Source organism: Delftia sp. WSY_12, from assembly GCF_043104645.1.
Lineage (GTDB): Bacteria > Pseudomonadota > Gammaproteobacteria > Burkholderiales > Burkholderiaceae_C > Comamonas > Comamonas tsuruhatensis.
Genome location: NZ_JBICKW010000012.1, coordinates 538,753 through 560,033 on the forward strand (window position 1 = coordinate 538,753; position 21,281 = coordinate 560,033).

At 70.1% G+C, this 21,281-nt stretch carries 18 protein-coding genes; 2 read left to right on the forward strand and 16 right to left on the reverse strand.

Features of this window, described 5'->3' with window-relative positions; genetic code table 11:
• Window positions 1–89 precede the first annotated feature (89 nt).
• Window positions 90–1,268 carry a diguanylate cyclase gene (locus ACF8LI_RS07930; protein WP_392414473.1) on the forward strand — a complete coding sequence of 393 codons (1,179 nt, stop codon included), beginning with the start codon at window positions 90–92 and terminating at the stop codon, window positions 1,266–1,268.
• On the opposite strand, the gene ACF8LI_RS07935 is transcribed toward ACF8LI_RS07930, so the two are convergent.
• The 15 genes from ACF8LI_RS07935 to ACF8LI_RS08005 form a co-directional block, all read right to left on the reverse strand.
• On the reverse strand, window positions 1,265–2,011 hold the full coding sequence (locus tag ACF8LI_RS07935; protein WP_392414474.1) for a 3'-5' exonuclease: 747 nt from the start codon (window positions 2,009–2,011) through the stop codon (window positions 1,265–1,267). The two genes, ACF8LI_RS07930 and ACF8LI_RS07935, sit on opposite strands and share 4 nt — an antisense overlap.
• Before the next feature lie 258 nt (window positions 2,012–2,269).
• Entirely contained in the window at window positions 2,270–3,082 is an 813-nt protein-coding gene (locus ACF8LI_RS07940) for a crotonase/enoyl-CoA hydratase family protein (protein WP_046241661.1), read from the reverse strand.
• 17 nt (window positions 3,083–3,099) lie between these two features.
• Window positions 3,100–3,990 (reverse strand): SDR family oxidoreductase, encoded by an 891-nt coding sequence (locus ACF8LI_RS07945; protein ID WP_016449208.1) that lies wholly within the window; start codon window positions 3,988–3,990, stop codon window positions 3,100–3,102.
• Window positions 3,991–4,067: 77 nt separating this feature from the next.
• On the reverse strand, window positions 4,068–5,216 hold the full coding sequence (locus tag ACF8LI_RS07950) for an acyl-CoA dehydrogenase family protein (RefSeq protein ID WP_197955736.1): 1,149 nt from the start codon (window positions 5,214–5,216) through the stop codon (window positions 4,068–4,070).
• Between the two features lie 25 nt (window positions 5,217–5,241).
• Window positions 5,242–6,804 (reverse strand): long-chain-fatty-acid--CoA ligase, encoded by a 1,563-nt coding sequence (locus ACF8LI_RS07955; protein ID WP_209802313.1) that lies wholly within the window; start codon window positions 6,802–6,804, stop codon window positions 5,242–5,244.
• 9 nt (window positions 6,805–6,813) lie between these two features.
• The gene (locus ACF8LI_RS07960; protein WP_012206624.1) at window positions 6,814–7,896 is read right to left on the reverse strand and encodes a CaiB/BaiF CoA-transferase family protein; all 1,083 of its coding nucleotides are present in this window, start codon (window positions 7,894–7,896) and stop codon (window positions 6,814–6,816) included.
• Window positions 7,897–8,030: 134 nt separating this feature from the next.
• Window positions 8,031–9,683: a long-chain-fatty-acid--CoA ligase gene (locus tag ACF8LI_RS07965; protein ID WP_392414475.1), complete on the reverse strand. Its 1,653-nt coding sequence runs from the start codon at window positions 9,681–9,683 to the stop codon at window positions 8,031–8,033.
• Window positions 9,684–9,718: 35 nt separating this feature from the next.
• Complete coding sequence (locus ACF8LI_RS07970) at window positions 9,719–10,927, reverse strand: ABC transporter substrate-binding protein (RefSeq protein ID WP_392414476.1); 1,209 nt, start codon at window positions 10,925–10,927, stop codon at window positions 9,719–9,721.
• A gap of 156 nt (window positions 10,928–11,083) precedes the next feature.
• Entirely contained in the window at window positions 11,084–11,944 is an 861-nt protein-coding gene (locus ACF8LI_RS07975; RefSeq protein WP_392414477.1) for an enoyl-CoA hydratase-related protein, read from the reverse strand.
• 29 nt (window positions 11,945–11,973) lie between these two features.
• Window positions 11,974–12,996, reverse strand: a complete 1,023-nt coding sequence (locus tag ACF8LI_RS07980) for a branched-chain amino acid ABC transporter permease (RefSeq protein WP_392414478.1) — start codon at window positions 12,994–12,996, stop codon at window positions 11,974–11,976.
• Window positions 12,997–13,173: 177 nt separating this feature from the next.
• Window positions 13,174–14,046 carry a branched-chain amino acid ABC transporter permease gene (locus ACF8LI_RS07985; protein WP_392414479.1) on the reverse strand — a complete coding sequence of 291 codons (873 nt, stop codon included), beginning with the start codon at window positions 14,044–14,046 and terminating at the stop codon, window positions 13,174–13,176.
• A gap of 5 nt (window positions 14,047–14,051) precedes the next feature.
• Window positions 14,052–14,777 carry an ABC transporter ATP-binding protein gene (locus ACF8LI_RS07990; RefSeq protein WP_046985186.1) on the reverse strand — a complete coding sequence of 242 codons (726 nt, stop codon included), beginning with the start codon at window positions 14,775–14,777 and terminating at the stop codon, window positions 14,052–14,054.
• Entirely contained in the window at window positions 14,761–15,585 is an 825-nt protein-coding gene (locus ACF8LI_RS07995; protein WP_074921417.1) for an ABC transporter ATP-binding protein, read from the reverse strand. Before ACF8LI_RS07995 ends, ACF8LI_RS07990 begins: the two co-directional genes overlap by 17 nt.
• Window positions 15,586–15,654: 69 nt before the next feature.
• The gene (locus ACF8LI_RS08000; protein WP_313281021.1) at window positions 15,655–16,839 is read right to left on the reverse strand and encodes an acetyl-CoA C-acetyltransferase; all 1,185 of its coding nucleotides are present in this window, start codon (window positions 16,837–16,839) and stop codon (window positions 15,655–15,657) included.
• Window positions 16,840–16,972: 133 nt separating this feature from the next.
• Entirely contained in the window at window positions 16,973–17,755 is a 783-nt protein-coding gene (locus ACF8LI_RS08005) for an SDR family NAD(P)-dependent oxidoreductase (protein WP_016451398.1), read from the reverse strand.
• Between the two features lie 177 nt (window positions 17,756–17,932).
• Between ACF8LI_RS08005 and ACF8LI_RS08010 the strand changes: the two genes are divergently transcribed.
• On the forward strand, window positions 17,933–20,695 hold the full coding sequence (locus ACF8LI_RS08010) for a LuxR C-terminal-related transcriptional regulator (protein WP_392414480.1): 2,763 nt from the start codon (window positions 17,933–17,935) through the stop codon (window positions 20,693–20,695).
• Between the two features lie 12 nt (window positions 20,696–20,707).
• Here the strand turns inward: ACF8LI_RS08010 and ACF8LI_RS08015 are convergent, their stop codons facing one another.
• Window positions 20,708–21,166 (reverse strand): GNAT family N-acetyltransferase, encoded by a 459-nt coding sequence (locus ACF8LI_RS08015; protein WP_047218404.1) that lies wholly within the window; start codon window positions 21,164–21,166, stop codon window positions 20,708–20,710.
• Between the last annotated feature and the right edge of the window lie 115 nt (window positions 21,167–21,281).

Here is a 21,281-nt window from a genome sequence, read left to right on the forward strand (position 1 = left end):
CTGGCTTTGCCAGGATCGTGAGTGAATGTGTATTTTTGTTAACAACGTGTTGTAACGTGACCTGATCGCTAGACTCCATTCGGGAGTTGATGGTGACGTTGACAGCAAGACATTTTCTGGCGCTGGCGGTGCCCTTGTGCACCTCGCTGCTGGCCGGCTGTTTCTATGTCTGCTGGCGGCATCTGCGTGCCCGGCGCGAGTTGCGCAGCATGTCCCTCGCCTTCACCGGATTCAGCCTGGCGCTGCTGCTGCAGGTCCTGGAGCGGCCTGCGGCCGTGCCCGTCAATGCGCTGGCCACGGCCGCGCTGCAGCTGTGTGCGGCCTGGTTCATCACCGAGGCCATGGCCATGCGCCAGGGCGTGCGACCGGATGCGCCGCTGGCGGCTGTCTTTGGCAGCGCAGTGCTGGCGGTGCTGGGCTACTACGCCTGGGTCGTTCCCGATGCGCAGGCGCGCCAGCATGTGCTCAATTTCGGCCTGGGACTGCAACTGGCCCTGCCGCTGTGGCGTTTGCCGCGCAGGCATCCCGGTACGGACTGGGACCGGCTGCTGCTGGGGGTGTTCGTGGTCTTTGCGCTGAGCTTTTTCGTTCGTGCGCTGTGGCTGACACCCCCTGGCGCCTCGCCACCGGCCGACGCGGCCAGTGAATGGCTGGGCGTTTCTTCCGCGTGCCTGGCGAAGCAGCTGAGCCTGCTGGTGTTCGGCCTGCTGTTCGCCATGGTGTTCCTGGCGGCGGCGGTGCGCGACACCGTGCAGGAGCTGCATGAGGAGCGCGACCGCGATCCGCTGACAGGGCTTCTGAACCGGCGCGCCTTCAAGGAGGAGGTGCAGCGCCGGCGGGCCGAGCACCCTCAGCTTTCAGCCGCCGTGCTGGTCTGTGATCTGGACCATTTCAAGCGGGTCAACGACGGCTGGGGCCACGCGGCCGGGGACGAAGTGCTGCAGCGCTTTGCGCGACTGCTGCTGCGCAGCACGCGCCAGCAGGACCTGGTGGCCCGCTTTGGCGGGGAAGAGTTCGTGGCCTTGCTGCCGCGTGCGGACCCTCTGGCCGTGCAGTCGATCACCCGGCGCATACAGACCCAGCTGCGCCTGATGGGCTTCAGCGGACTGCCCGACGAGGTGCGCATCACCGCCAGCTTCGGCGTGGCCTGGATGGCGTCGGGCCAGACGCTGGAGCAGGCGCTCGCGCGTGCCGACGCCATGCTCTACGAGGCCAAGCGCGCAGGCCGGGACCGGGTGCGGCTGGTGAAGGAAGAGGAAACGCTCTAGGACTTGGCCGGCGCTACCGCAGCCTGCAGCAGGCGAGCGGTGCGGGGCGGACGCGTTGTCTGGGGCGTCTGCGGCGCGCTGGACTCGCGCGGCCCGCGCGGTTCAAGCGCAGGCCTGGAAGGCCGCTGGGCCGCTGCCGGCTGGCGCAGCTCCCAGCCCGGCAGCGCGGCATGCACCATAGCGGCGCCGTGGGCGTCGTTGGCCGCATAGTGGCGCTGGGCCAGGCTCAGCTGCGGTGCAGCCCAGTTGGAGGTGGAGATCTTCTTGGACTTTTGGAAGTTCTGCCCCAGCACCAGGGCCACGGCCGCGCGCACGCCTACCGAGCTGGCGTAGCCATGGCGCTTGAACACGCGGTCCAGGTCGATCACGTTGTTCAGCGCCACGCCCAGGCGCGCGGGCAGCGCGCTGCGGTCATGGTCCAGCCCGAAGCCGGCCTTGCAGATGGCCTCGCTGGCCATCACGTCGGCCGCAAGCGCGCGTGCCTGCGCATGGTGCAGCTGCAGCAGCCAGGCCTGGTCGCAGGTGGACAGTTGCACCACATGGGGGCCGGTGTCGGTCTGGCTGGCGTGGAAAAGAGGCTTGCTCTCGGTATCGAAGCCGAGCACGGGCGCGGCCATCAGCGCGGCGCGGGCGGCCGCGAATTCGGCGTCGGTGGCGGGCACGTGGATGCAGCGTTCCGGCAGGGCGGAAAAAGGCGGCAGCAGGCGGCTGTCTTCCTTGCTGGGGGCGTGCAGGCGGGGCATGGGAAAGGGGGGAGGCCGAGGCGAGCCGTCAAGTATGCCTGCTCCTGCATGTCCCTTCGGCCCCGGGTTTTTATCCCCGATGCATGTGGACGGAGTTGTGGAAAACTCCGGGTGTAACTTGCCGAATCCGCGCCCTGCAAGGCTTTCCACGGAATGCCTAAAAAATCAGCGCAGTGGCGAAAGGGCGTCGATTAAGGGTAATTACGGATGGCCGCGCCGGACCCGCGGGCAGGGTCCGGTGGTTGTTTCAAGAGGTGTCTAAAGGCCTTGGTCGCTGAACACCGGGGCCCGTTTTTCCAGGCCTGCGCGCACGGCTTCGGCCTGGTTGGCACTGCCCAGCAGGGCCTGCTGCTCGCGCGCCTCGGCCAGCAGGATGTCCTGGGGCGATGCCGTTTCGCTGAGCTGCATCAGGCGCTTGGACGCACGCATGGCGTGCGGGCTGCTGGCCGCGATCTGGCGGGCCAGGTGGCGCGCTTCCTCCAGCGGCGCGGAACTCACGCGCGTGGCCAGGCCCAGGGCCACGGCCTCGGGGCCGGGCACGATGCGGCCCGTGTAGACCAGCTCGCGCAGCACATCGCCGCGCACCAGCGGCGCGGCCAGCGCGCAGCCGGCCATGTCGGGCACCAGTCCCCACTTGATTTCCATGATGGACAGCCGCGCATCCTCGGCCACCAGGCGGATGTCCGCGCCCAGCGCCAGCTGCAGGCCGCCGCCGTAGGCCACGCCGTGCACGGCGGCGATCACGGGCACCGGCAGTTCGCGCCAGCCCCAGCAGATCTGCTGGAAGCGGTTGGCAATGCCGTGCGTGCGCGCGGCCAGGTCCGTCATGTCTGCCGTCTGCTGGCCGTCGGCAATGCCGGCCATGCTGCCCATGTCCAGGCCCGCGCAGAAGGCGCGCCCCTCGCCATGCAGCACCACGGCGCGCAACCCGGACGTGTCCCGCAGCCGCGCCAATGCGTCGATCAGGGCGTCGAACATGGCGGGGTCCAGCGCATTCATCTTGTCGGGCCGGGCCAGGGTCACCTCGGCCACGCCGTGGTCCACCGATATGCGCACGCGTTCTTGGCTCATGGCTTGTCTCCTTGTGTCTATGCGGTTCTTTGCTGGCGGTCGGCCGCGTTGCGCGATTCGATGGCGCTGCGCGCATTCGCCCAGTCCTGGTCGCTCCAGCTGGCCAGCCCGGCGAAGTTGCCGCCCGTCGCCTGGTATTGTCCGCCGTCTATGGCGATGGTCTGTCCCGTCAGGTACTCGGCCTGGCGGCTCATGAGGAAGACGGCCAGGTTGGCCAGCTCGGGCATGCGGCCGTTGCGGCCCATGGGGTTGTCGGCACGCACATGCTCGCCGCCCTGCGGGTTCAACCGCGCGCTCATGCCTTCTGTGGGGAACAGGCCTGGCGCGATGGCGTTGAAGCGTATGCCCCGGTTGCCCCATTCCACGGCCAGCGACTGCGTCATGGCATGCACGCCCGACTTGGCCATGGCCGAGGGCACGGTGAAGGCCGAGCCGTTCCAGACCCAGGTGGTGAGGATGGACAGCACGCTGGCCTTGCGGCCCTCGGCCAGCCAGCGGCGGCCGCACTCCAGCGTGAGGTTGAAGCTGCCGCGCATGACGATGTTGGCCACGGCGTCGAAGGCGCGCATGGACAGGTCCTCGGTGCGGCTCACGAAGTTGCCGGCCGCGTTGTTGACCAGGCCCGTGAGCGCGCCGCCGTCGGCCCAGATGGCCTCGATCATCTGCTCCACGGCCTCGGGCTGGCGCACGTCGCAGGCATGGCCCGTGGCCCGGCCGCCGTGCTGCTGCACCAGCTCCTGCGCTGTCTGCTCGACCACGGCGCCGCGCCGGCCGCACAGGTGGATGTCGGCGCCCAGCATGAGAAACGCCTCGGCCATGACCCGGCCCAGGCCGGTGCCGCCGCCGGTGACGAGGATGCGTTCGCCCTGGAGCAGGCCGGGCTTGTAGATGAGGTCGTCGAGGGTCATGGCTGCTGTCTCCTGTGCTGCCGGGGAAGGAATAGGGGGACTGCGGCAGCGCTTGGCGCCGCCAGGGGATCGGAGCGTCAGAGCGCGCGCGAGATCACTTCCTTCATGATTTCGCTGGTGCCGCCGTAGATGCGCTGCACGCGCGCATCGGCGTACATGCGGGTGACCATGTATTCGTTCATGTAGCCGTAGCCGCCATGCAGTTGCACGAGTTCGTCGAGCACGCGGCCCTGCGCTTCCGAGCCCCAGAGCTTGGCCATGGAGGCCGTGGCCGTGTCCAGCGTGCCGGCCACCAGCTGCTCCACGCAGCGGTCGATGAAGGCGCGGCCCACGGTCAGCGTGGTGGCCACCTCGGCGAGCTTGAACCGGGTGTTCTGCATGTCGGCAATGGCCTGGCCGAAGGCGCGGCGCTCGCGCACGTAGGCCAGCGTGGCCTCATAGGCGCCTTCCATGCAGGCCAGGGCGGCCAGGCCGATGATCAGGCGTTCGTAGGGCAGGTCGCCCATGAGCTGGTAGAAGCCCTGGCCTTCGCGCCCGCCCAGCAGCGCGTCCTGCGGCACGGTCACGTCGTCGAAGAACAGCTCCGAGGTGTCCTGGGCCTTCATGCCCATCTTGTCGAGCACGCGGCCCACGCGAAAGCCCGCGCAGTCCCGGGTCTCCACGATGAGGATGGAGGTGCCGCGCGCGCCCTGGGCCGGGTCGGTCTTGCAGACCACGAGGATCAGGCCGGCCAGCAGGCCGTTGGTGATGAAGGTCTTGCTGCCGTTGATGCGGTAGTGGCCGTCCCTGAGTTCTGCGCGCGTGCGCACGCCCTGCAGGTCCGAGCCCGCGCCGGGCTCGGTCATGGCGATGGCGCCCACCAGTTCGCCGCGCGCCATGGCGGGCAGGTACTTGCGCTTTTGCGCCTCGGTGCCGTGGTTGAGCAGGTAGTGGGCCACGATGGAATGCACGGAGTTGCTCATGCCCGAGAGGGCGCGGCGCGCCATCTCCTCGTGGATCACGGCCTCGTGGCGGAAGTCGCCGCCGCCGCCGCCGTAGTCCTCGGGGATGTCGGTGCACAGCAGGCCCAGCTCGCCGGCGCGGCGCCAGATGGCATGGCCCACGTTGCCGCGCTGGCGTGCGGCCTCGTCCTGCGGCTGCATTTCGGTTTCCAGAAAGCGCACGGCGGTGGCGCGCAGGCTTTCCAGTTCGGGGGTGCTCCAGGAGCGTGTCAGTTGCAGTGGCATGGCTTGGACCGGTGGATTGAGGGGTTCAGTTGATGCGGCGTTCGCGGCCCTGCCAGTAGGGCTCGCGCAGCTGGAATTTCTGCAGCTTGCCCGCGGCCGACAGCGGCAGCTCGCTGCGGAACTCCACCGAGCGCGGGCACTTGTAGCCCGCGATGCGTTCGCGGCAGTGGGCGATGACCTCGGCCTCGGTCAGCGGCTGGCCCTCGCGCGCGACGATCACGGCGTGCACGCGCTCGCCCCAGCGTTCGTCGGGCACACCGATGACGGCGCACATGGCGACCTGGGGCAGCTGGGCGATGGCGTTCTCGACCTCGGCCGAGTACACGTTCTCGCCGCCGCTGACGATCATGTCCTTGAGCCGGTCCACGACGAAGAGGTAGCCGTCGGCATCCAGCCGGCCCATGTCGCCCGTGTGCATCCAGCCGTCCTTGAGCGCGGCGGCCGTCTCGGCGGGCCTGTTCCAGTAGCCCTGCATGACCATGGGGCCGCGTGCCGTGATCTCGCCCACCTCGCCGGCAGGCAGCTCGCGGCCCTCGCCATCGACGATGCGCACCTCGGCAATGGTCACGGGCCGGCCGGCCGCGCGCAGCAGGCGCTCGCGCTGCGGGCCGGGACGGTGCTCGGCCGGGCCCATGGACACGATGGTGGGCGACAGCTCGGTCATGCCGTAGGCCTGGGCGAAGTCGGCGCCGGGCAATGCCTGCATGGCGCGCTCCAGCAGGCTGGCGTCGATGGGCGCCGCGCCGTAGAGCATGAGGCGCAGGCTGGACAGGTCGAATTCGGCCATGCGCGGATGCTCGATCAGCCGGCGGATCATGGTGGGCACCAGGAACAACTCGTTCACGCCGTGCTGCTGCACGCCGGCGAGGATGGCCAGCTCGTCGAAGGCCGGCACGATGACCTGGGGTACCAGGCGCTGGGCCATGAGCAGGGCCAGGCCGCAGCCGGCCACATGGAACATGGGCGTGACCACCATGCCCACCTTCACATGCTGGCGCGGCACGTTGCTGGCATTGGACAGGGCGTTGATGAACAGGTTGTCGTGGCTGAGCATCACCCCCTTGGGCCGGCCCGTGGTGCCGCCCGTATACATCACGGCGGCCAGATCGGTGCCGCTGCGCAGCGCGTCGGCGCAGGGCGTGGCGGCGGCCAGCAATTGCTCGTAGTGCAGCGCGCCTTCGGGCGCGGCGCCCGTGCCGCAGAACACCACGGTGCGCAGGCTGGAGGACAGCTCGCGCAGCCGGGGCACCAGGGGCGCGAAGGCATCGTCCACGAAGAGCACGCGCGTGTCGCAGTCGTCCAGCGAGTAGGCCACCTCGTGCGCGCTCCAGCGGATGTTGACGGGGTTGACCGCGGCGCCTGCCCACCAGCAGCCATAGAAGTATTCAAGGTAGCGGATGGAGTTCAGGCCCATCATGCCGACGCGGTCGCCGGGCGCCACGTCCAGCGCCCGCAGCAGGCCGGCGCAGCGTTCGATGCGCTGCGCAAGCTGCGACCAGCTGGCCTGCTCTGCGCCGCAGATGGCTGCCGTGGCGCCGGCCCTTTCGCGGCGGCCCTTGTGGATGGCCTGGGTGAGATACATGGGCATGGGGTTTCCTCAGGAGCGGGCGTTCCAGGCGGCCAGCGTGTCCTGCAGGCTGGCGGCGCGCGGGGGGCGGGGCTGCTCGGGCACGCTGCGCGAAAAGCGCGGCGCCGGCGCGGGCTGGAGCACGCCGCCGGCCTCGGTGAACGTGGCGCGCGCGCGGTTGTGGGCATGCTGGGGCGCCTCGTCCCAGTCGAGCACGGGGGCGAAGCAGGCATCGCTGCCTTCCAGCAACTCGCACCACTGCTGGCGCGTGCGCGTGCGGAACACGTCGGCCAGGCGCAGCTTGAGCAGGGGCCAGCGTGCGGCGTCCAGTTGCGCGTCGAACAGCGGGTCCTGTATGCCGCAGCGCTGGCGCAGCTCGGCGTAGAACTGCGGCTCGATGGCGCCTATGGCGATGTATTTGCCGTCGGCGCAGGCATAGGTGTCATAGAAGTGCGCGCCGCCGTCCAGCAGGTTCTCTCCGCGCTGGTTGCTCCACTGGCCCTTGGCCTTGAAGCCGTACATGAAGGCTGACAGCAGGGCCGTGCCATCGGTCATGGCCGCATCGATGACCTGGCCCCGGCCGCTGCGCCCGGCCTCGTGCAGGGCGGCCAGCAGGCCCACGGCCAGCAGCATGCCGCCGCCGCCGAAGTCGCCCACGTAGTTGAGCGGCGGCACGGGCGCCTCGCCCGCGCGGCCGATGGCGTGCAGGGCGCCGGAGATGGCGATGTAGTTGATGTCATGCCCCGCCGCATGCGCCAGCGGCCCGTGCTGGCCCCAGCCCGTCATGCGGCCGTAGACCAGGCGCGGGTTGCGCGCCAGGCAGGGCTCGGGGCCCAGGCCCAGGCGCTCCATCACGCCGGGCCGAAAGCCCTCGATCAGCAGGTCGGCGCGTGCGATCAGCGCCAGGGCCGAGGCCTGGCCTTCCTCGCCGCGCAGGTCGATCTCGACCTGGCTGCGGCTGCGCGTGGTGATGTCCTGCGCATCGACCGGCGTGCCGGGCCGCGCGATGCGCAGCACCTCGGCACCCATGTCGGCCAGCAGCATGGCGCAGAACGGCCCCGGGCCCAGGCCCGCGAACTCGACCACGCGCACGCCTTCAAGCGGTCCTGGCATGGAGGTCTCCTTTGTTCTCTTTTCTTCAATGAACCATAGAGCAGAGCGCTATGGAACTGGCGTTGTCCAAGCGAGAGACACCGAGGAAGGGCCGCCCCGCACCGAAGGTGTCGTCCCCCATTGGGGGAAGCCGCTCAGCGGCTCAGGGGGTAATTCCTGTACTCCTCGCGCAGCTTGGTCTTTAGCAGTTTTCCCGTGGCCGTGTGCGGCAGCTCGGCCACCTGCAGCACATCGTCGGGCAGCCACCATTTGGCGATGCGCGTGGACAGGAAGTCGAGCATGGACTCGCGGCTGACGCTGTGGCCTGCGCGCGGCACCACCAGCAGCAGCGGCCGCTCCTGCCACTTGGGATGGGCCACGCCGATGATGGCGGCCTCGGCCACGCCGGGATGGCCCATGGCGGCGTTCTCAACGTCGATGGAGGAAATCCACTCGCCGCCCGACTTGATCACGTCCTTGGCGCGGTCCACCAGCTGCAGGAAGCCGTCGGCATCGATGGTGGCCACGTCGCCCGTGGTGAAGAAGCCTTCCTCATCGACGGGCGAGCCGCCTTCGCCCTTGAAGTAGCCGCTGGCGATCCAGGGGCCGCGCACGCGCAGGTGTCCCCGGGCCTGGCCGTCCCAGGGCAGGGGCCGGCCGTCGTCGTCCACGATCTTGAGGTCCACGCCCCAGACGCCGCGCCCCTGCTTGAGCTTGACCTTGACCAGTTCCTCGCCCGATAGCGCGTCGTGCCGGGGCAGCAGCTTGCTGACCACGCCGATGGGGCTGGTCTCGGTCATGCCCCAGCCCTGCAAGACCTGGGCGCCGAACTGGTTCTCGAAGCGCTCCAGCATGGCGCGCGGCACGGCCGCGCCGCCGATGCCTATGCTCTTGACGCCCAGCGCGCGCGGGTCGATGTCGGGATGCGCATCCAGGTACTGGAACAGCATCAGCCACACGGTGGGCACGCCCTGCGAGAAGGTGACCTTCTCGTCGCGCATGAGCTCGTAGACGCTCTGGCCGTCCAGGTGCGGGCCGGGCAGCACCAGCCGTGCGCCGGCCATGGCCGCCGCATAGGGCGTGCCCCAGGCATTGGCATGGAACATGGGCACGATGAGCATCACGGTCTCGCTCGCGTTCAGGCCGAAGGTGTCGGGCGCCAGCTCCATCAGCGTGTGCAGCACGGTGGAGCGGTGCGAGTACAGCACGCCCTTGGGGTGGCCCGTGGTGCCCGAGGTGTAGCACAGCGACGAGGCCGTGCGCTCGTCGAACTCGGGCCAGTCGAAGTCCTCGCTCTGGTTGCCCACCAGCTCGTCCCAGCAGTGCAGGCCGGGAAGGTCCAGCGCGGGCATGTGCTCGCGCGAACTCATGCAGACATAGGTGGTGACGGTCTTCAGATGCGGTGCGAGCTTTTCCACCAGCGGCGCGAAGGTCACGTCGAAGAACAGCACCCGGTCCTCGGCATGGTTGGCGATGTATTCGATCTGCTCGGGAAACAGGCGCGGGTTGATGGTGTGCAGCACCGCGCCGCTGCCCGAGACGCCGAAGTACAGCGCCAGGTGGCGCCAGCTGTTCCAGGCCAGCGTGCCCACGCGTTCGCCGGGCTGCACGCCCAGCGACTGCAGGGCGTTGGCCACCTGGCAGGAGGCGCGGCGCATGCCGGCCCAGTCGGTGCGGTGCAGGCCACCGTCCCGGGTTTCCGGCAGGCGCGAGACGATCTCGGTGTGCGGATGAAAGCGCGCCGCATGCTCGATCAGCGACGAGATCATGAGCGGGCGGTCCTGCATCAGTCCTTGCAAGGCGGGCATGGGGTTGTCTCCTGTCGTTGTCTTGAAGGCCGGGGTCATTGCACGGGCGCGTAGCGGCTGCCGTCGAAGCGCACGAGCTGCATCTTCTTGATGGGGAAGAAATCGTCCGCATTGGTCTGCAGGCTGATGCCCGGGTAGAGCATGGGCAGGTCCATCTTCAGGCTGGCGGCCTGCTTCATGATGTTGGCGCGCGTGAGCTCGTCGCCGGCCTGCCTGAGCACCTGCACCAGGGTCTGGGCCTGGGAGTAGCCGATGACGTTGAGCGAATCGTTGGGGTCGCCGGCCGGGTAGAACTGCTTCATGAAGGCCAGGTAGCCCGCCAGCTCGGGCGTGCCCTGGTTGGAGGGGTCCGAGGGCTCGCGCAGGTAGCTGGCCGTCATCACGCCGCGCGCGTTGTCCAGGCCAGCGGGCTTGAGCACCGAGCTGATGGACAGCGAGACGCTGACCAGGTAGTGCGCAGGCTTCCAGCCGATGTCGGCGGCCTTGCGTATGGACTGGGCCGCGAACTTGGGCGTGCTGATGTTGATGAAGGTGTCCGCCCCCGAGCCCTTGAGCGCCACCATCTGGCTGTCCACCGTGGGGTCGCCGACCTCGTAGGTCTGCTGCACGACGATGCGCTGCTTGGCCTGCTCGCCAAAGCCGTCGAGCACGCCCTTGAGGTAGTCCTTGCCGAAGTCGTCGTTCTGCATCAGGACGGCCACCTTGGCCTGGGGCCGCGTGGCCAGGATGTGCTGGGCGAAGGTGCGGCCTTCGAGCTGGTAGGTGGGCTGCCAGCCCATGGTCCAGGGGAAGTTCTTCGGATCGCCCCAGCGCGTGGCGCCCGTGGAGACGAACAGCTGGGGCACCTTGCGCTGGTTCATGTAGCGATGCACGGCCTGGTTGTGCGAGGTGCCCAGCGCGCCGAACATCAGCAGCACGCCGTCGCGCTCGACCAGCTTGCGCGTCTGCTCCACGCTCTGGGCGGGGTTGTAGGCGTCGTCGGCCGAGAGGTAGGTGATCTTGCGGCCGTTGATGCCGCCTTCGGCGTTGATCTTGGCGAAGTAGGCCGCATGGGTCTTGCCGATGGTTCCATAGGCCGACACGGGACCTGAGTAGGGCACGAAGTTGCCGATGCGGATCTCGGTGTCGCTGGCGCCGGTGTCGTACTTCTTCTGGGCCTGGGCTGGCACCGGGGTGACGGCCGGCAGGACCAGCGCCAGGCAGGCGATCAGGGCGCGGGGGCCGCGGGCGAAGGGGTTGCGCATGGTGGTCTCCTGGCTTGCGGGCGCCGTGCCCGCTTTTCTTGTGGTGGCCGGTCCATGGTAGGAACCGGCCCGGCGCGCGCCCATCGTCGATTCCGACGAATGCATGTGCGGGCGCAGCAAGGTGCGTCGGGAAGGTGTGGCGGGAAGGCGCGGTGGTCAGCCCGGCTGGCGTGGCGCGAACACGGGCTCGCGCTTTTGCATGAAGGCCTGCACGCCTTCCATGAAGGCCGGCGCGCCCACCAGCTCGCGCTGGCGTTCAGCCTCGTAGTGAAGCTGCTGCTCCAGCGTGGAAGCGGCTGCATGGTCCAGTGCGCGGCGGGCTTCCAGCACGGCACCGGCCGGCAGCCGCGCCAGGCGGGCGGCCGTGGCCAGGGCCTGCTCGCGCAGGGCCTCGTCGTCCACGCAGGCCCAGACCAGGCCCCAGTCGGCGGCCTGCTGCGCGCCCAGCCTGTCGCCCAGCAGGGACAGGCCCAGGGCGCGCGCACGGCCCAGCCGGCGCTCGATGAACCAGGTGGTGCCCAGGTCCGGCACGATGCCCAGGCGCGGCAGGAAAGGCAGGTAGAAGTAGGCCGAGCGCGCCGCCAGTGCCACGTCGCCGGCCAGGGCCAGGCCCACGCCGGCCCCGGCTGCCGCGCCGTTGATGGCGCAGACCACGGGCACGGGCAACTGCTGCAGGTCCAGGATGAGGCGGTTGGACAGCTGCTGCATGTTGTCGGCCGTCTGCGCGCCCAGCGTGCGGCCATCGGCCTGGGCCCCGGCTTGTGCCCCACCTTGTGCCCCGCCTTGTGCGCCGCCCATGGACGACAGGTCCGCGCCCACGCAAAAGCCCCGGCCCTCGGCGGTGAGCACCAGGGCGCGGAGGGAGGTGTCCTCTCGCACCTCGGCCAGCAGTTCGCGCAGCCGCAGCTGCAAGGGCCTGCCCAGCGGATTCATGCGGGCGCTGTCCTGGAGGACGATGAGGGCGATCTCGCCGTTGTTGCCGTGGCGTTCCATGCGGACGGCCGGACTGGAATTCATGGGGGACTCCTGTGGGTGGGGATGGAAAGTCAGGCACGCGGCCGCTGCCGGGGCAGGCCCGGTCGGCCCAGTCGGTGCAGCAGGCCCATCACGCCGCCGGGCATGGCGAACATGAAGACGATGAGCACGGTGCCGTAGACGGCCCAGGGCGCGGCCTTGGACACCTGCTCGGCCAGCCCCGGGATGAACATGATGAATAGGGCGCCGAACAGCGCGCCCCACAGCGTTCCCACGCCACCCACCACCACGCCCACCAGCAGCGAAATGGACAGGAACATGGTGAAGGAGTCGGGCGCCACGAACTGCACGGCAATGGCCGACAGCGCGCCGCCCACGCCCGTGTAGCCGGCCGAAATCGCAAAGGCCATGGACTTGCAGTGCGCGTTGTCCACGCCCATGGCCTCGGCCGCCATGGCGTGGTCGCGGATGGCGCGCAGCGCCAGGCCGCTGCCGCTGTCTATGAGGTTGCGCGCCATCCAGAACAGCAGGGCCGCCACGGCCAATGCATAGAGGTAGAACCACTGGTCGGCATCCAGCGGCAGGCCCCAGGGCGCCTCGGGCTTGGTCAGCACGATGCCGCCCACGCCGCCGGTCCAGGCCTCCAGGTGGCGGTACTTGAGCAGCTGGGGCATGGCCACGCCCAGCGCAAAGGTGGCCAGCGCCAGGTACAGCCCTTCCAGCCTGAGCGCGGGCCGCCCGAACAGGTAGCCCGCCACCAGGCTCACCAGGCCCGCTGCAGGCACGGCCAGCCAGTAGGCCAGGCCTGCGCGGTCCATCAGGATGCCGGCCGCATAGGCGCCTATGGCGAAGAAGGCGCCATGGCCCAGCGAGATCTGGCCGCTGTAGCCCGTGAGGATGTTCAGCCCCACCAGGGCCACGGCATAGGCCAGCACCATGGTGGCCTGGAACAGCTGGTAGCCCTTGGCCACGAAGACCAGCGAGCAGGCCGCCAGCGCCAGCGCCGCGATCAGTACCGTGCCCAGGGGCAGGGGGCGGCGCGCGCTGGTGGCGGCGACCAGTGCGTCAGACGAGGAGGCGGATCGTGTGGACATCATTGTTCTCCAGGGCGTTGGGCACAAAACTGGCGTGGCCCAAAAGCGAGGGACACCGGGCAAGGGCCTACGCCGGCCGCGCCGCCCCGCCGCGAGGGTGTCGTCCCCCTCCCGCGTAGCGAGAGAGGGGGCGCCGTGCAACGGGAAGCGGCGTCCGCCGCTCAGGGAGGGCAGTGTTCAAACCCTCCTGACGATTTTGCGGCCCATCAGCCCGGCCGGCCGCACGATGAGCACGCCCACGATCAGCACCAGGGCCACCGAGAGCTTGAGTTCGGTGCCGACCACGTAGCTGCCCACGAGGTTTTCAAGCACGCCCACGATGAAGCCGCCCAGCACGGCGCCCGCGGGGCTGTCGATGCCGCCCAGCAGCGCGCCCGCAAAGGCATACAGCAGCACGCCGCTCATCATGTGCGGATCGAGGAAGACCACGGGCGCCACCATCATCCCGGCCACCGCGCCGATGGCGCCGGCCAGGCCCCAGCCCAGCATCAGCATGCGCCCCACGGAGATGCCCACCAGGCGCGAGGAGGCCGGGTTCTGCGCGGCCGCGCGCATGGCCAGCCCCAGCGGCGTGAGCCGGAAGAAGGCAAACAGCAGGGCCACGATGGACAGCGCCACGAAGATGGTGCCCACCTCATGGGCCGACATCAGGGCGCTGCCATACCAGGCGTCGGCCGGGAACGGGCTGGGAAACTCCTTGATGGTGTAGCCGAAGATCCAGCCGGCCAGGCTGTGGAAGACGATCAGCAGGCCGATGAAGACCACCACCTGGGCCAGGTCCGCCGCCTTGTGCATGGGGCGGATGATGGTGAACTCCACGGCCGCGCCCAGCACGAAGGACAGCGCCACCGTGGCCAGGAAGGCCCACCAGTACGGCAGCCCCGCCTGCAGCAGCGCCCAGGCGATGAAGGTGGAGAACATGGCCATCTCGCCCTGCGCGAAATTGATGTGGTGCGTGGCCTGGTAGATCATGACCAGGGCCAGCGCCACGGTGGCGTAGATACCGCCCGTGGCCAGGCCGGCCAGCAACTGGTGGATGAAGGCGTCCATGGCCGCTACTCCCCGAGATAGGCCTGGCGCACCGCATCGTTGCGGCGCATGGCTTCGCTGGGGCCGTGCAGCACGATGCGACCGGTCTCCAGCAGGTAGGCGCTGTGCGCCAGCTCCAGCGCCAGGCGCGCGTTCTGCTCCACCAGCAGGATGGTCGTGCCCTGCTCGGCGTTGATGCGCCGCAGGATGCCGAAGATGTCGCGCACCACCAGCGGCGCCAGGCCGAAGGAGGGCTCGTCCAGCAGCAGCAGGCGCGGGCGGCCCATGAGGGCACGGGCAATGGCCAGCATCTGCTGCTCGCCGCCCGACAGCGTGCCGGCCTGCTGGGTGCGGCGCTCGCGCAGGCGGGGGAAGTAGCCGAACATGCGCTCCATATCGCTGCCCACGTCTGCACGGGCAGCGCGCGTGGGCCGGGCCTGCGCGCCCAGGCGCAGGTTCTCCTCGGCGCTGAGCTGGGCGAAGGTGCCGCGCCCGTCGGGCACATGGCCCACGCCCTGGCGCGCGATGCGCTCGGTGCTGTGCCGGTCTATGCGTTCGCCGGCCAGGCGCACCTCGCCGCGTGTGTCCACCAGGTGGCGGCAGATGGCGCGCAGCGTGGTGGTCTTGCCCGCGCCATTGGCGCCCAGCAGGGCCGTGACGCGGCCTTCGGCCAGGTCCATGTCGATGCCGTCCAGCACGCGCACCGACCCGTACGCCGCATGCAGTCCGCGGATTTCAAGCAGTGCCGGCATGCGCCACCTCCCTGTCCTGATCCTGCGGCTGCATGTCCGAGCCCAGGTAGGCACGGATGACTTCGGCATGGGCGCGGACCTCGCCCGGCGTGCCTTCGGCGATCTTGCGGCCGAAGTTCAGCGCCACGACCTTGTCGCTCACGCGCATGACCAGGCCCATGTGGTGCTCCACCAGCAGCACGGTCAGCCCCAGCCGGTCGCGCAGCGACAGGATCAGGTCGCCCAGGCCGGCCAGCTCCTCATGGTTGAGGCCGCAGGCCGGCTCGTCCAGCAGCAGCAACTGCGGGCGGCAGGCCAGGGCGCGCGCCAGCTCCACGCGCTTTTGCGTGCCGAAGGGCAGGTCGGCCACGCGGCGCTCTGCCACGCCCGTCAGCTCCAGCAGGGCCATCAGCGATTGCGCCTGGGCGCGGGCTTCTTCCTCGCGCCGTCGCACGCCGGGCAGGCGCAGGGCGTCGCGCACAAAGCCTGCGTGCTGGTGGCTGTGCGTGCCCAGGCGCACGTTGTCGGCCACCGTCATGCTGGAAAACAGGGCCAGGTTCTGGAAGGTGCGGCCCATGCCCAGCGCGGCCATGCGGTGGCGCGCCAGCGTGGCCAGCGGATGGCCGCGAAAGCGGATGTGGCCGGCCTGCCAGGCATACAGCCGCGACAGGCAGTTGAACAGGCTGCTCTTGCCCGCACCGTTGGGGCCGATGAGGCCGCAGATCTGGCCTGCCGCAACATCGAAACTCACGCCGTCCAGCGCGACGATGCCGCCGAAGCGCAGCGAAACGCCTTCAATGCGCAGCAGGGGCTGCGAGTCCTGGCTCATGGCTTTCCCTCCCCCCGATGGTGGGTGACCGGCGCGGGCCGCGCCGGCCGCACGGTGGCATGGCGGCGCCTACAGGCGCTCGATGATGGTGACGTTGGCCATGCCGCCGCCCTCGCACATGGTCTGCAGGCCGTAGCGCCCGCCGCGTGCATGCAGGGCGTGGATCAGCGTGGCCATGAGCTTGGTGCCCGAGGCGCCCAGCGGATGGCCCAGCGCAATGGCGCCGCCGTTGACGTTGAGCCGCGCCGGATCGGCGCCCGTGGCCTGCAGCCAGGCCAGGGGCACGGGGGCAAAGGCCTCGTTGACTTCGTACAGGTCGATGTCGGAGATGCGCATGCCGGCCTTCTTCAGCGCGGCCTGGGTGGCGGGGATGGGGGCCTCCAGCATGATCACGGGGTCATGCCCGAGCAGGCTCATGTGGTGGATGCGCGCCAGCGGCTGCACGCCCAGGGCCTTGAGGCCGCGCTCGCTGACCACCATGACGCCGCTGGCGCCATCGCAGATCTGGCTGGCCGTGGCGGCGGTCACGCAGCCGCCTTCGCGGATGGTCTTGACGCCGGCAATGCCCTCCAGCGTGGCGTTGAAGCGTATGCCTTCATCCACCGTGTGCGGCTGGCCTTCCCCCTCGGCACCGCCTTCGGCGCTGCGCGCCTGCACGGCCAGGATCTCGCGGTCGAAGCGGCCCTCGCGCGCGGCCTGCACGGCGCGCTCATGGCTTTGCAGCGCATAGGCGTCCAGTTGGTCCTTGGCCAGGCCGTACTTGCCGGCCATCATCTCGGCGCCCATGAACTGGCTGAACTCCACGCCCGGATAGCGCTGCTGCATGGCCGGACTCATGTACACGCCCAGGCCGGCCTTGGCGGGCAGGGCGTTGGGCGTGCCCATGGGCACGCGCGACATGCTCTCCACGCCTGCGGCGATCACCATGTCCATGGTGCCCGACATCACGGCCTGGGCCGCGAAATGCAGGGCCTGCTGGGACGACCCGCACTGCCGGTCCACCGTGGTGCCCGGCACGGACTCGGGCAGGGACGAGGCCAGCACCGCGTTGCGCGCCACGTTCGTCGCCTGCTGGCCGACCTGGCTGACGCAGCCCATGATCACGTCCTCGACCTGGGCCGGGTCGGCCTGGCTGCGGCGCACCAGCTCGTCCAGCACCTGGGCCGCGAGATCGGCCGGATGCCAGCCCGAGAGCTTTCCGCCGCGCTTGCCGCCTGCCGTGCGCGTGGCGGCAACGATGTATGCCTGTGCCATGGATATGTCTCCTGTTCCTGTATTCCTGGGGGGATGGTGGCCCGGCCGGCGCGGGCCGGGCATCGTCGCAAGCGACGATTCCGGCCAGGGAAAACGCGGGGACGGTGCCTGCCGTGGTGCCTGGGCGGTACGCCTAACGCGGCGCCATGCGGATGGCGCCGTCCAGGCGCACGCACTCGCCGTTGAAGTAGCCGTTGGTGATCATGGTCTCGGCCAGGTGGGCGTATTCGTCGGGCTGGCCCAGCCGCTTGGGGAAGGGGACGGAGGCGGCCAGCGCCGCCTTCACGTTGTCGGGCGCGCCCTGCAGCAGCGGCGTGTCGAAGATGCCGGGCAGGATGGTGTTCACGCGGATGCCCTCGCCCATGAGGTCGCGCGCGATGGGCAGGGTCATGCCCGTGATGCCGGCCTTGCTGGCCGAGTAGCTGGCCTGGCCCATCTGCCCGTCCTGCGCCGCCACCGAGGCGGTGTTGACGATGGCGCCGCGCTCGCCGTCGGCCAGCGGCTCCAGCGTGAGCATGCCCGCGGCCGACTTGGCGATGCAGCGGAAGGTGCCCACCAGGTTGATCTGGATGATGCGGTCGAAATTGGCCACGGGCAGGTGCCGGATCTCGCCCGTGGCCTTGTCGCGGCTGGCCGTCTTGACGGCATTGCCCGTGCCCGCGCAGTTGACCAGGATGCGCTCCTGCCCGTGGGCCGCGCGGGCCTGGGCAAAGCCCGCGTCCACGCTGGCCTCGTCGGTCACGTCCACGCGGCAGAACAGGCCGCCTGTCTCGCGCGCCAGCGCCTGCCCGGCCGTCTCGTTGAGGTCGAACAGGGCAACGCGCACGCCCCTGGCGGCCAGGCGGCGCGCGGTGGCCGCGCCCAGGCCCGATGCCCCGCCCGTGACGACGGCGCTGATGCTTGCGTCAAGCTTCATGTGTGGGTCTCCTTTGTGAGAGTCTTTGCCGCGCGCCCTGTCGCCTTGGCTCGCGACAGGGCGCGCTGCGCTGCCTATGATCTGCAGGCCAGTCTAGGAATCACCCCGCATTGCCGCCATCGTCGAAACCGACGAAAGTGCCCGCTCCTTCACTCCTGCCATGTGCTCCTCGCCCGCATGCCGTCCCCAGTGCCCATTCCTGCTCCCGGTTCCGGCTATGTGCCCCAGGCCAAGCTGAGCCCGCCGCGCGCGGCCGCAGCCCAGGTGGCGCGCCTGGCGGTGGCCGCGCGCTGGCCCGAGGCGCTGCGCGCCCGCGTGGTGCTGGTGCGTGCGCCGGCCGGCTTCGGCAAGACCACGGCCATGCGCCAGATGCGCGAGCGCCTGCAGGCCGAAGGGCAGGCCACGGCCTGGCTCACGCTGGATGCCGCCGACAACGATGTCTCGCGCTTTCTGCAATGCCTGGGTGCGGCCGTGCGCGGCCTGGGCGGCATGGCCGAGCGCGAGGCGGACGGGCCGGGCGAGCTGTCCCGGGCGCTGCAGTCGCTGGCCGGCGAAGGCCGGTCGTTTGCGCTGTTCATCGACGATTTCGAGGTGCTGCACAACGATGCCGTGCTGGGCCTGGTGCGCCAGCTGATGGAGCAGTTGCCCGTGCACGGCCGGCTGGTCATAGGCTCGCGCGCGCTGCCGGCCCTGGGGCTGGGGCGGTTGCGCACCAGCGGCCAGCTGCTGGAGATCGATGCGGCGCTGCTGCGCTTTTCAGCGGCCGAGGCCGAGGAGTTCTTTCGCCTGCGCGGCTGCGCGCTGCCGCGCGAGGCCGTGGCGCGCCTGGTGGACAAGACCGAAGGCTGGATAGGTGCGCTGTGGCTGGCCTCGCTGGCGCTGGAGCGGCATGGGGCGCACAGCGATTTCATCGAGCGCTTCTCGGGCTCGGAGCGTGCCGTGGCCGACTACCTGGCCGAGGACGTGCTGGCACAGCAGGCCGCGCCCGTGCGCGATTTTTTGCTGCGCACCAGCATCCTGCGCACGCTGGATGCCCAGGTCTGCCAGGCCCTGGTGCCGCGCGCCGATGGCGCCGCCATGCTGCAGGCGCTGGAGCAGGCCCATCTGTTCTTGCTGCCGCTGGCCGACGAAGGGCAGGGCAGGCGCAGCTGGCGCTACCACAGCATGTTTGCCGACTTCCTTCGCGCCCAGCTGCAGCGCGAGCGCCCTGGCGAGGTGCAGCGCCTGCATCTGGCGGTCAGCGGCTGGTACGAATCCTGCGGCCGGCCCGTGCCCGCCATCGAGCATGCGCTGGAAGGCGGCGACCTGCCGCATGCCCTGTCCCTGCTGGCGCGCCATGCCGAGGCGCTGATGGAGCAGGGCCGCATGCGCCTGCTGTCGCGCTGGTTCACGGCCCTGCCGGCGCCGCTGCTGGCGCGCGAGCCGCTGCTGCAGGCCGTCGCCGCCTATGCCGACTGCTTCACCCGCGGTCCCGTGCAGGCACAGCTGTGGCTGGATGCGCTGGAGCCCGGCATGGCCGCCGACCCTGCCGCGCAGGCCCTGGTCATCGCCCTGCGGCCGCTGCTGCTGGCCATGATGGACCGCGTGGAAGAGGCTGCGCCCCTGGGCCGCGAGGCGCTGGCGCGCCTGCCCAGCTGCCGGCCCTTTGCGGACAGCTCGCTGACCAATGCCATGGCCTACGTGGCATCGGTGCTGGGCGATACCGACGAGGCCCGCCGCCTGCTGGATGCGGCACGCAGCACCCAGGCCGGCAGCCTGTTCAGCCGCATGTACACCGAGGCCATGGAAGGCGTGCTGGACCTGTCCGCCGGCCGGCTGCGCCAGGCGGCAGCGCGTTTCAGGGTGGCGCTGGCTGCCACGCCGCGCAGCGCGGCCTACAACCCCACCAACGGCAATGCCTGGGCAGGCGTCCTGTACGCGGGGGTGCTCTACGAGGGCAATGACATCGACGGCGCCGATCACCTGCTGCAGGTCTACCTGCCGCTGGCACGCGATGTGGGCCTGCCCGACCACGTGATCGCCAGCTACCGCATGCGCGCGCGCATCGCCTTCCTGCGCGGCGACGTGGATGCCGCCGTGGGCCTGCTCACCGAACTGGAATACCTGGGGCACGAGCGCCAGCTGCCGCGCGTGACGGCCAGCGCGCGGCTGGAACATGCGCGCATCTTCGTGCTGCAGGGCAACCGGGCGGCCGCGTCCGAGGCGCTGGAGCGTGCCGACGACCCTGGCGTATGGCCGCGCGTGGAACGCCTGCGCCTGCCGCCGCACGAGGTGGAGGACATCGCCATCGCCCGGCTGCGCTGGGGTCTGCACTTTGGCGACTGCCGTGCCGTGCGCGATGCCATCGCCCCCTTGCTGGCCGATGCGCAACTGCGCGGGCGCCGCCACCGCAGCCTCAAGCTGCAGGTGCTGTGCGCGCTGGCCGAGGCGGGCTGCGGCGACTTGGACGCCGCCGCCGCCATGCTGGCCCAGCCGCTGCGCCACGGGGCCAGCGAAGGCTTTGTGCGCCTGATGCTCGATGAGGGGCCGCTGCTCGCGCCCGTGCTGCAGCGCGTGCTGTCGCCCTCACTGTCTCCTTCACTGTCGCCCTCACTGTCGCGCCGCACGGAACCGGCGGAGCCGGAGGCGGCCGCCCATGCGCAGCGGCTGCTGTCTGCCCTGGGCGAGCCTGCCGAGCCCGCCGATCCCCCCGAGCTGCAGGCAGCGGATGCGCCCCAGGGCCCGGCGCCGGCCACGGCGCTTGCCGAGCCCCTGACCCGCAAGGAGCTGCGCGTGCTGGAACTGCTGGCCTCGGGCTACTCCAATGCGGCCATGGCCGAGAAACTCTTCGTCTCCGACAGCACGGTGCGCACCCACCTGCGCAGCATCAACCTCAAGCTGGGCGCGCGCAGCCGCACCCAGGCCGTGGCGCTGGCGCGGGAGCTGCGGGTTCTGCGCTAGGCCGCTGGCGGCTCAAGCCTGCAGATGGCGCGCATAGGTCAGGAACACTTCATCACGCACCCAGCCCAGCGACTCGTACAGCGCCTGGGCGCGCAGGTTGTTGCGGGCCGTGGTCAGGTCCATGCGTGCATGGCCCGTGGCGCGGGCATGGGCTTCGGCCGCCAGCAGCAGGGCGCGGCCCACGCCCAGGCGGCGCGCCTCGGGCACCACGAAGAGGTCGTAGAGCACGTAGATGGGCGCGGCCAGCACCGAGCAGAACGAGGGATAGAGCTGGCAAAAGCCCAGGGCGCTGCCGTCCGGTCGGCGGGCCAGCAGGATCACGGATTCGCCGCGCTCCAGCCGCGCCGTGATGAAGGCCAGCGCCGCGTCGGCATCCGCAGGTTGCTCGTAGAACTGGCGGTAGGCATCGAACAGCGGCGCGATCAGCGCGGCGTCTTCGGGGATGGCGGTGTGTATGGCTGTGGAGTTCATCGGTGGTCCGGGGCGGAGGTTGCCAGCATGGCGCAGGGCAAGGATGCCGTGCTCATATCTTTGCTGAATCTCTCCATTTGGAGATGTGATTTGACCTGGATCATGGACAGGCGGA

Bases quoted from the DNA above. Each gene is read 5' to 3' on its own strand.
- ACF8LI_RS07995 (WP_074921417.1), bottom strand. From the start codon at position 15,585: ATGAGCCAGGACTCGCAGCCCCTGCTGCGCATTGAAGGCGTTTCGCTG.
- ACF8LI_RS08015 (WP_047218404.1), bottom strand. From the start codon at position 21,166: ATGAACTCCACAGCCATACACACCGCCATCCCCGAAGACGCCGCGCTG.
- ACF8LI_RS07930 (WP_392414473.1), top strand. From the start codon at position 90: ATGGTGACGTTGACAGCAAGACATTTTCTGGCGCTGGCGGTGCCCTTG.
- ACF8LI_RS08000 (WP_313281021.1), bottom strand. From the start codon at position 16,839: ATGGCACAGGCATACATCGTTGCCGCCACGCGCACGGCAGGCGGCAAG.
- ACF8LI_RS07935 (WP_392414474.1), bottom strand. From the start codon at position 2,011: ATGCCCCGCCTGCACGCCCCCAGCAAGGAAGACAGCCGCCTGCTGCCG.
- ACF8LI_RS07985 (WP_392414479.1), bottom strand. From the start codon at position 14,046: ATGGACGCCTTCATCCACCAGTTGCTGGCCGGCCTGGCCACGGGCGGT.
- ACF8LI_RS07975 (WP_392414477.1), bottom strand. From the start codon at position 11,944: ATGAATTCCAGTCCGGCCGTCCGCATGGAACGCCACGGCAACAACGGC.
- ACF8LI_RS07970 (WP_392414476.1), bottom strand. From the start codon at position 10,927: ATGCGCAACCCCTTCGCCCGCGGCCCCCGCGCCCTGATCGCCTGCCTG.
- ACF8LI_RS07955 (WP_209802313.1), bottom strand. From the start codon at position 6,804: ATGCCCATGTATCTCACCCAGGCCATCCACAAGGGCCGCCGCGAAAGG.
- ACF8LI_RS07960 (WP_012206624.1), bottom strand. From the start codon at position 7,896: ATGCCAGGACCGCTTGAAGGCGTGCGCGTGGTCGAGTTCGCGGGCCTG.
- ACF8LI_RS07945 (WP_016449208.1), bottom strand. From the start codon at position 3,990: ATGACCCTCGACGACCTCATCTACAAGCCCGGCCTGCTCCAGGGCGAA.
- ACF8LI_RS07980 (WP_392414478.1), bottom strand. From the start codon at position 12,996: ATGTCCACACGATCCGCCTCCTCGTCTGACGCACTGGTCGCCGCCACC.
- ACF8LI_RS07940 (WP_046241661.1), bottom strand. From the start codon at position 3,082: ATGAGCCAAGAACGCGTGCGCATATCGGTGGACCACGGCGTGGCCGAG.
- ACF8LI_RS07965 (WP_392414475.1), bottom strand. From the start codon at position 9,683: ATGCCCGCCTTGCAAGGACTGATGCAGGACCGCCCGCTCATGATCTCG.
- ACF8LI_RS08010 (WP_392414480.1), top strand. From the start codon at position 17,933: ATGCCGTCCCCAGTGCCCATTCCTGCTCCCGGTTCCGGCTATGTGCCC.
- ACF8LI_RS07990 (WP_046985186.1), bottom strand. From the start codon at position 14,777: ATGCCGGCACTGCTTGAAATCCGCGGACTGCATGCGGCGTACGGGTCG.
- ACF8LI_RS08005 (WP_016451398.1), bottom strand. From the start codon at position 17,755: ATGAAGCTTGACGCAAGCATCAGCGCCGTCGTCACGGGCGGGGCATCG.
- ACF8LI_RS07950 (WP_197955736.1), bottom strand. From the start codon at position 5,216: ATGCCACTGCAACTGACACGCTCCTGGAGCACCCCCGAACTGGAAAGC.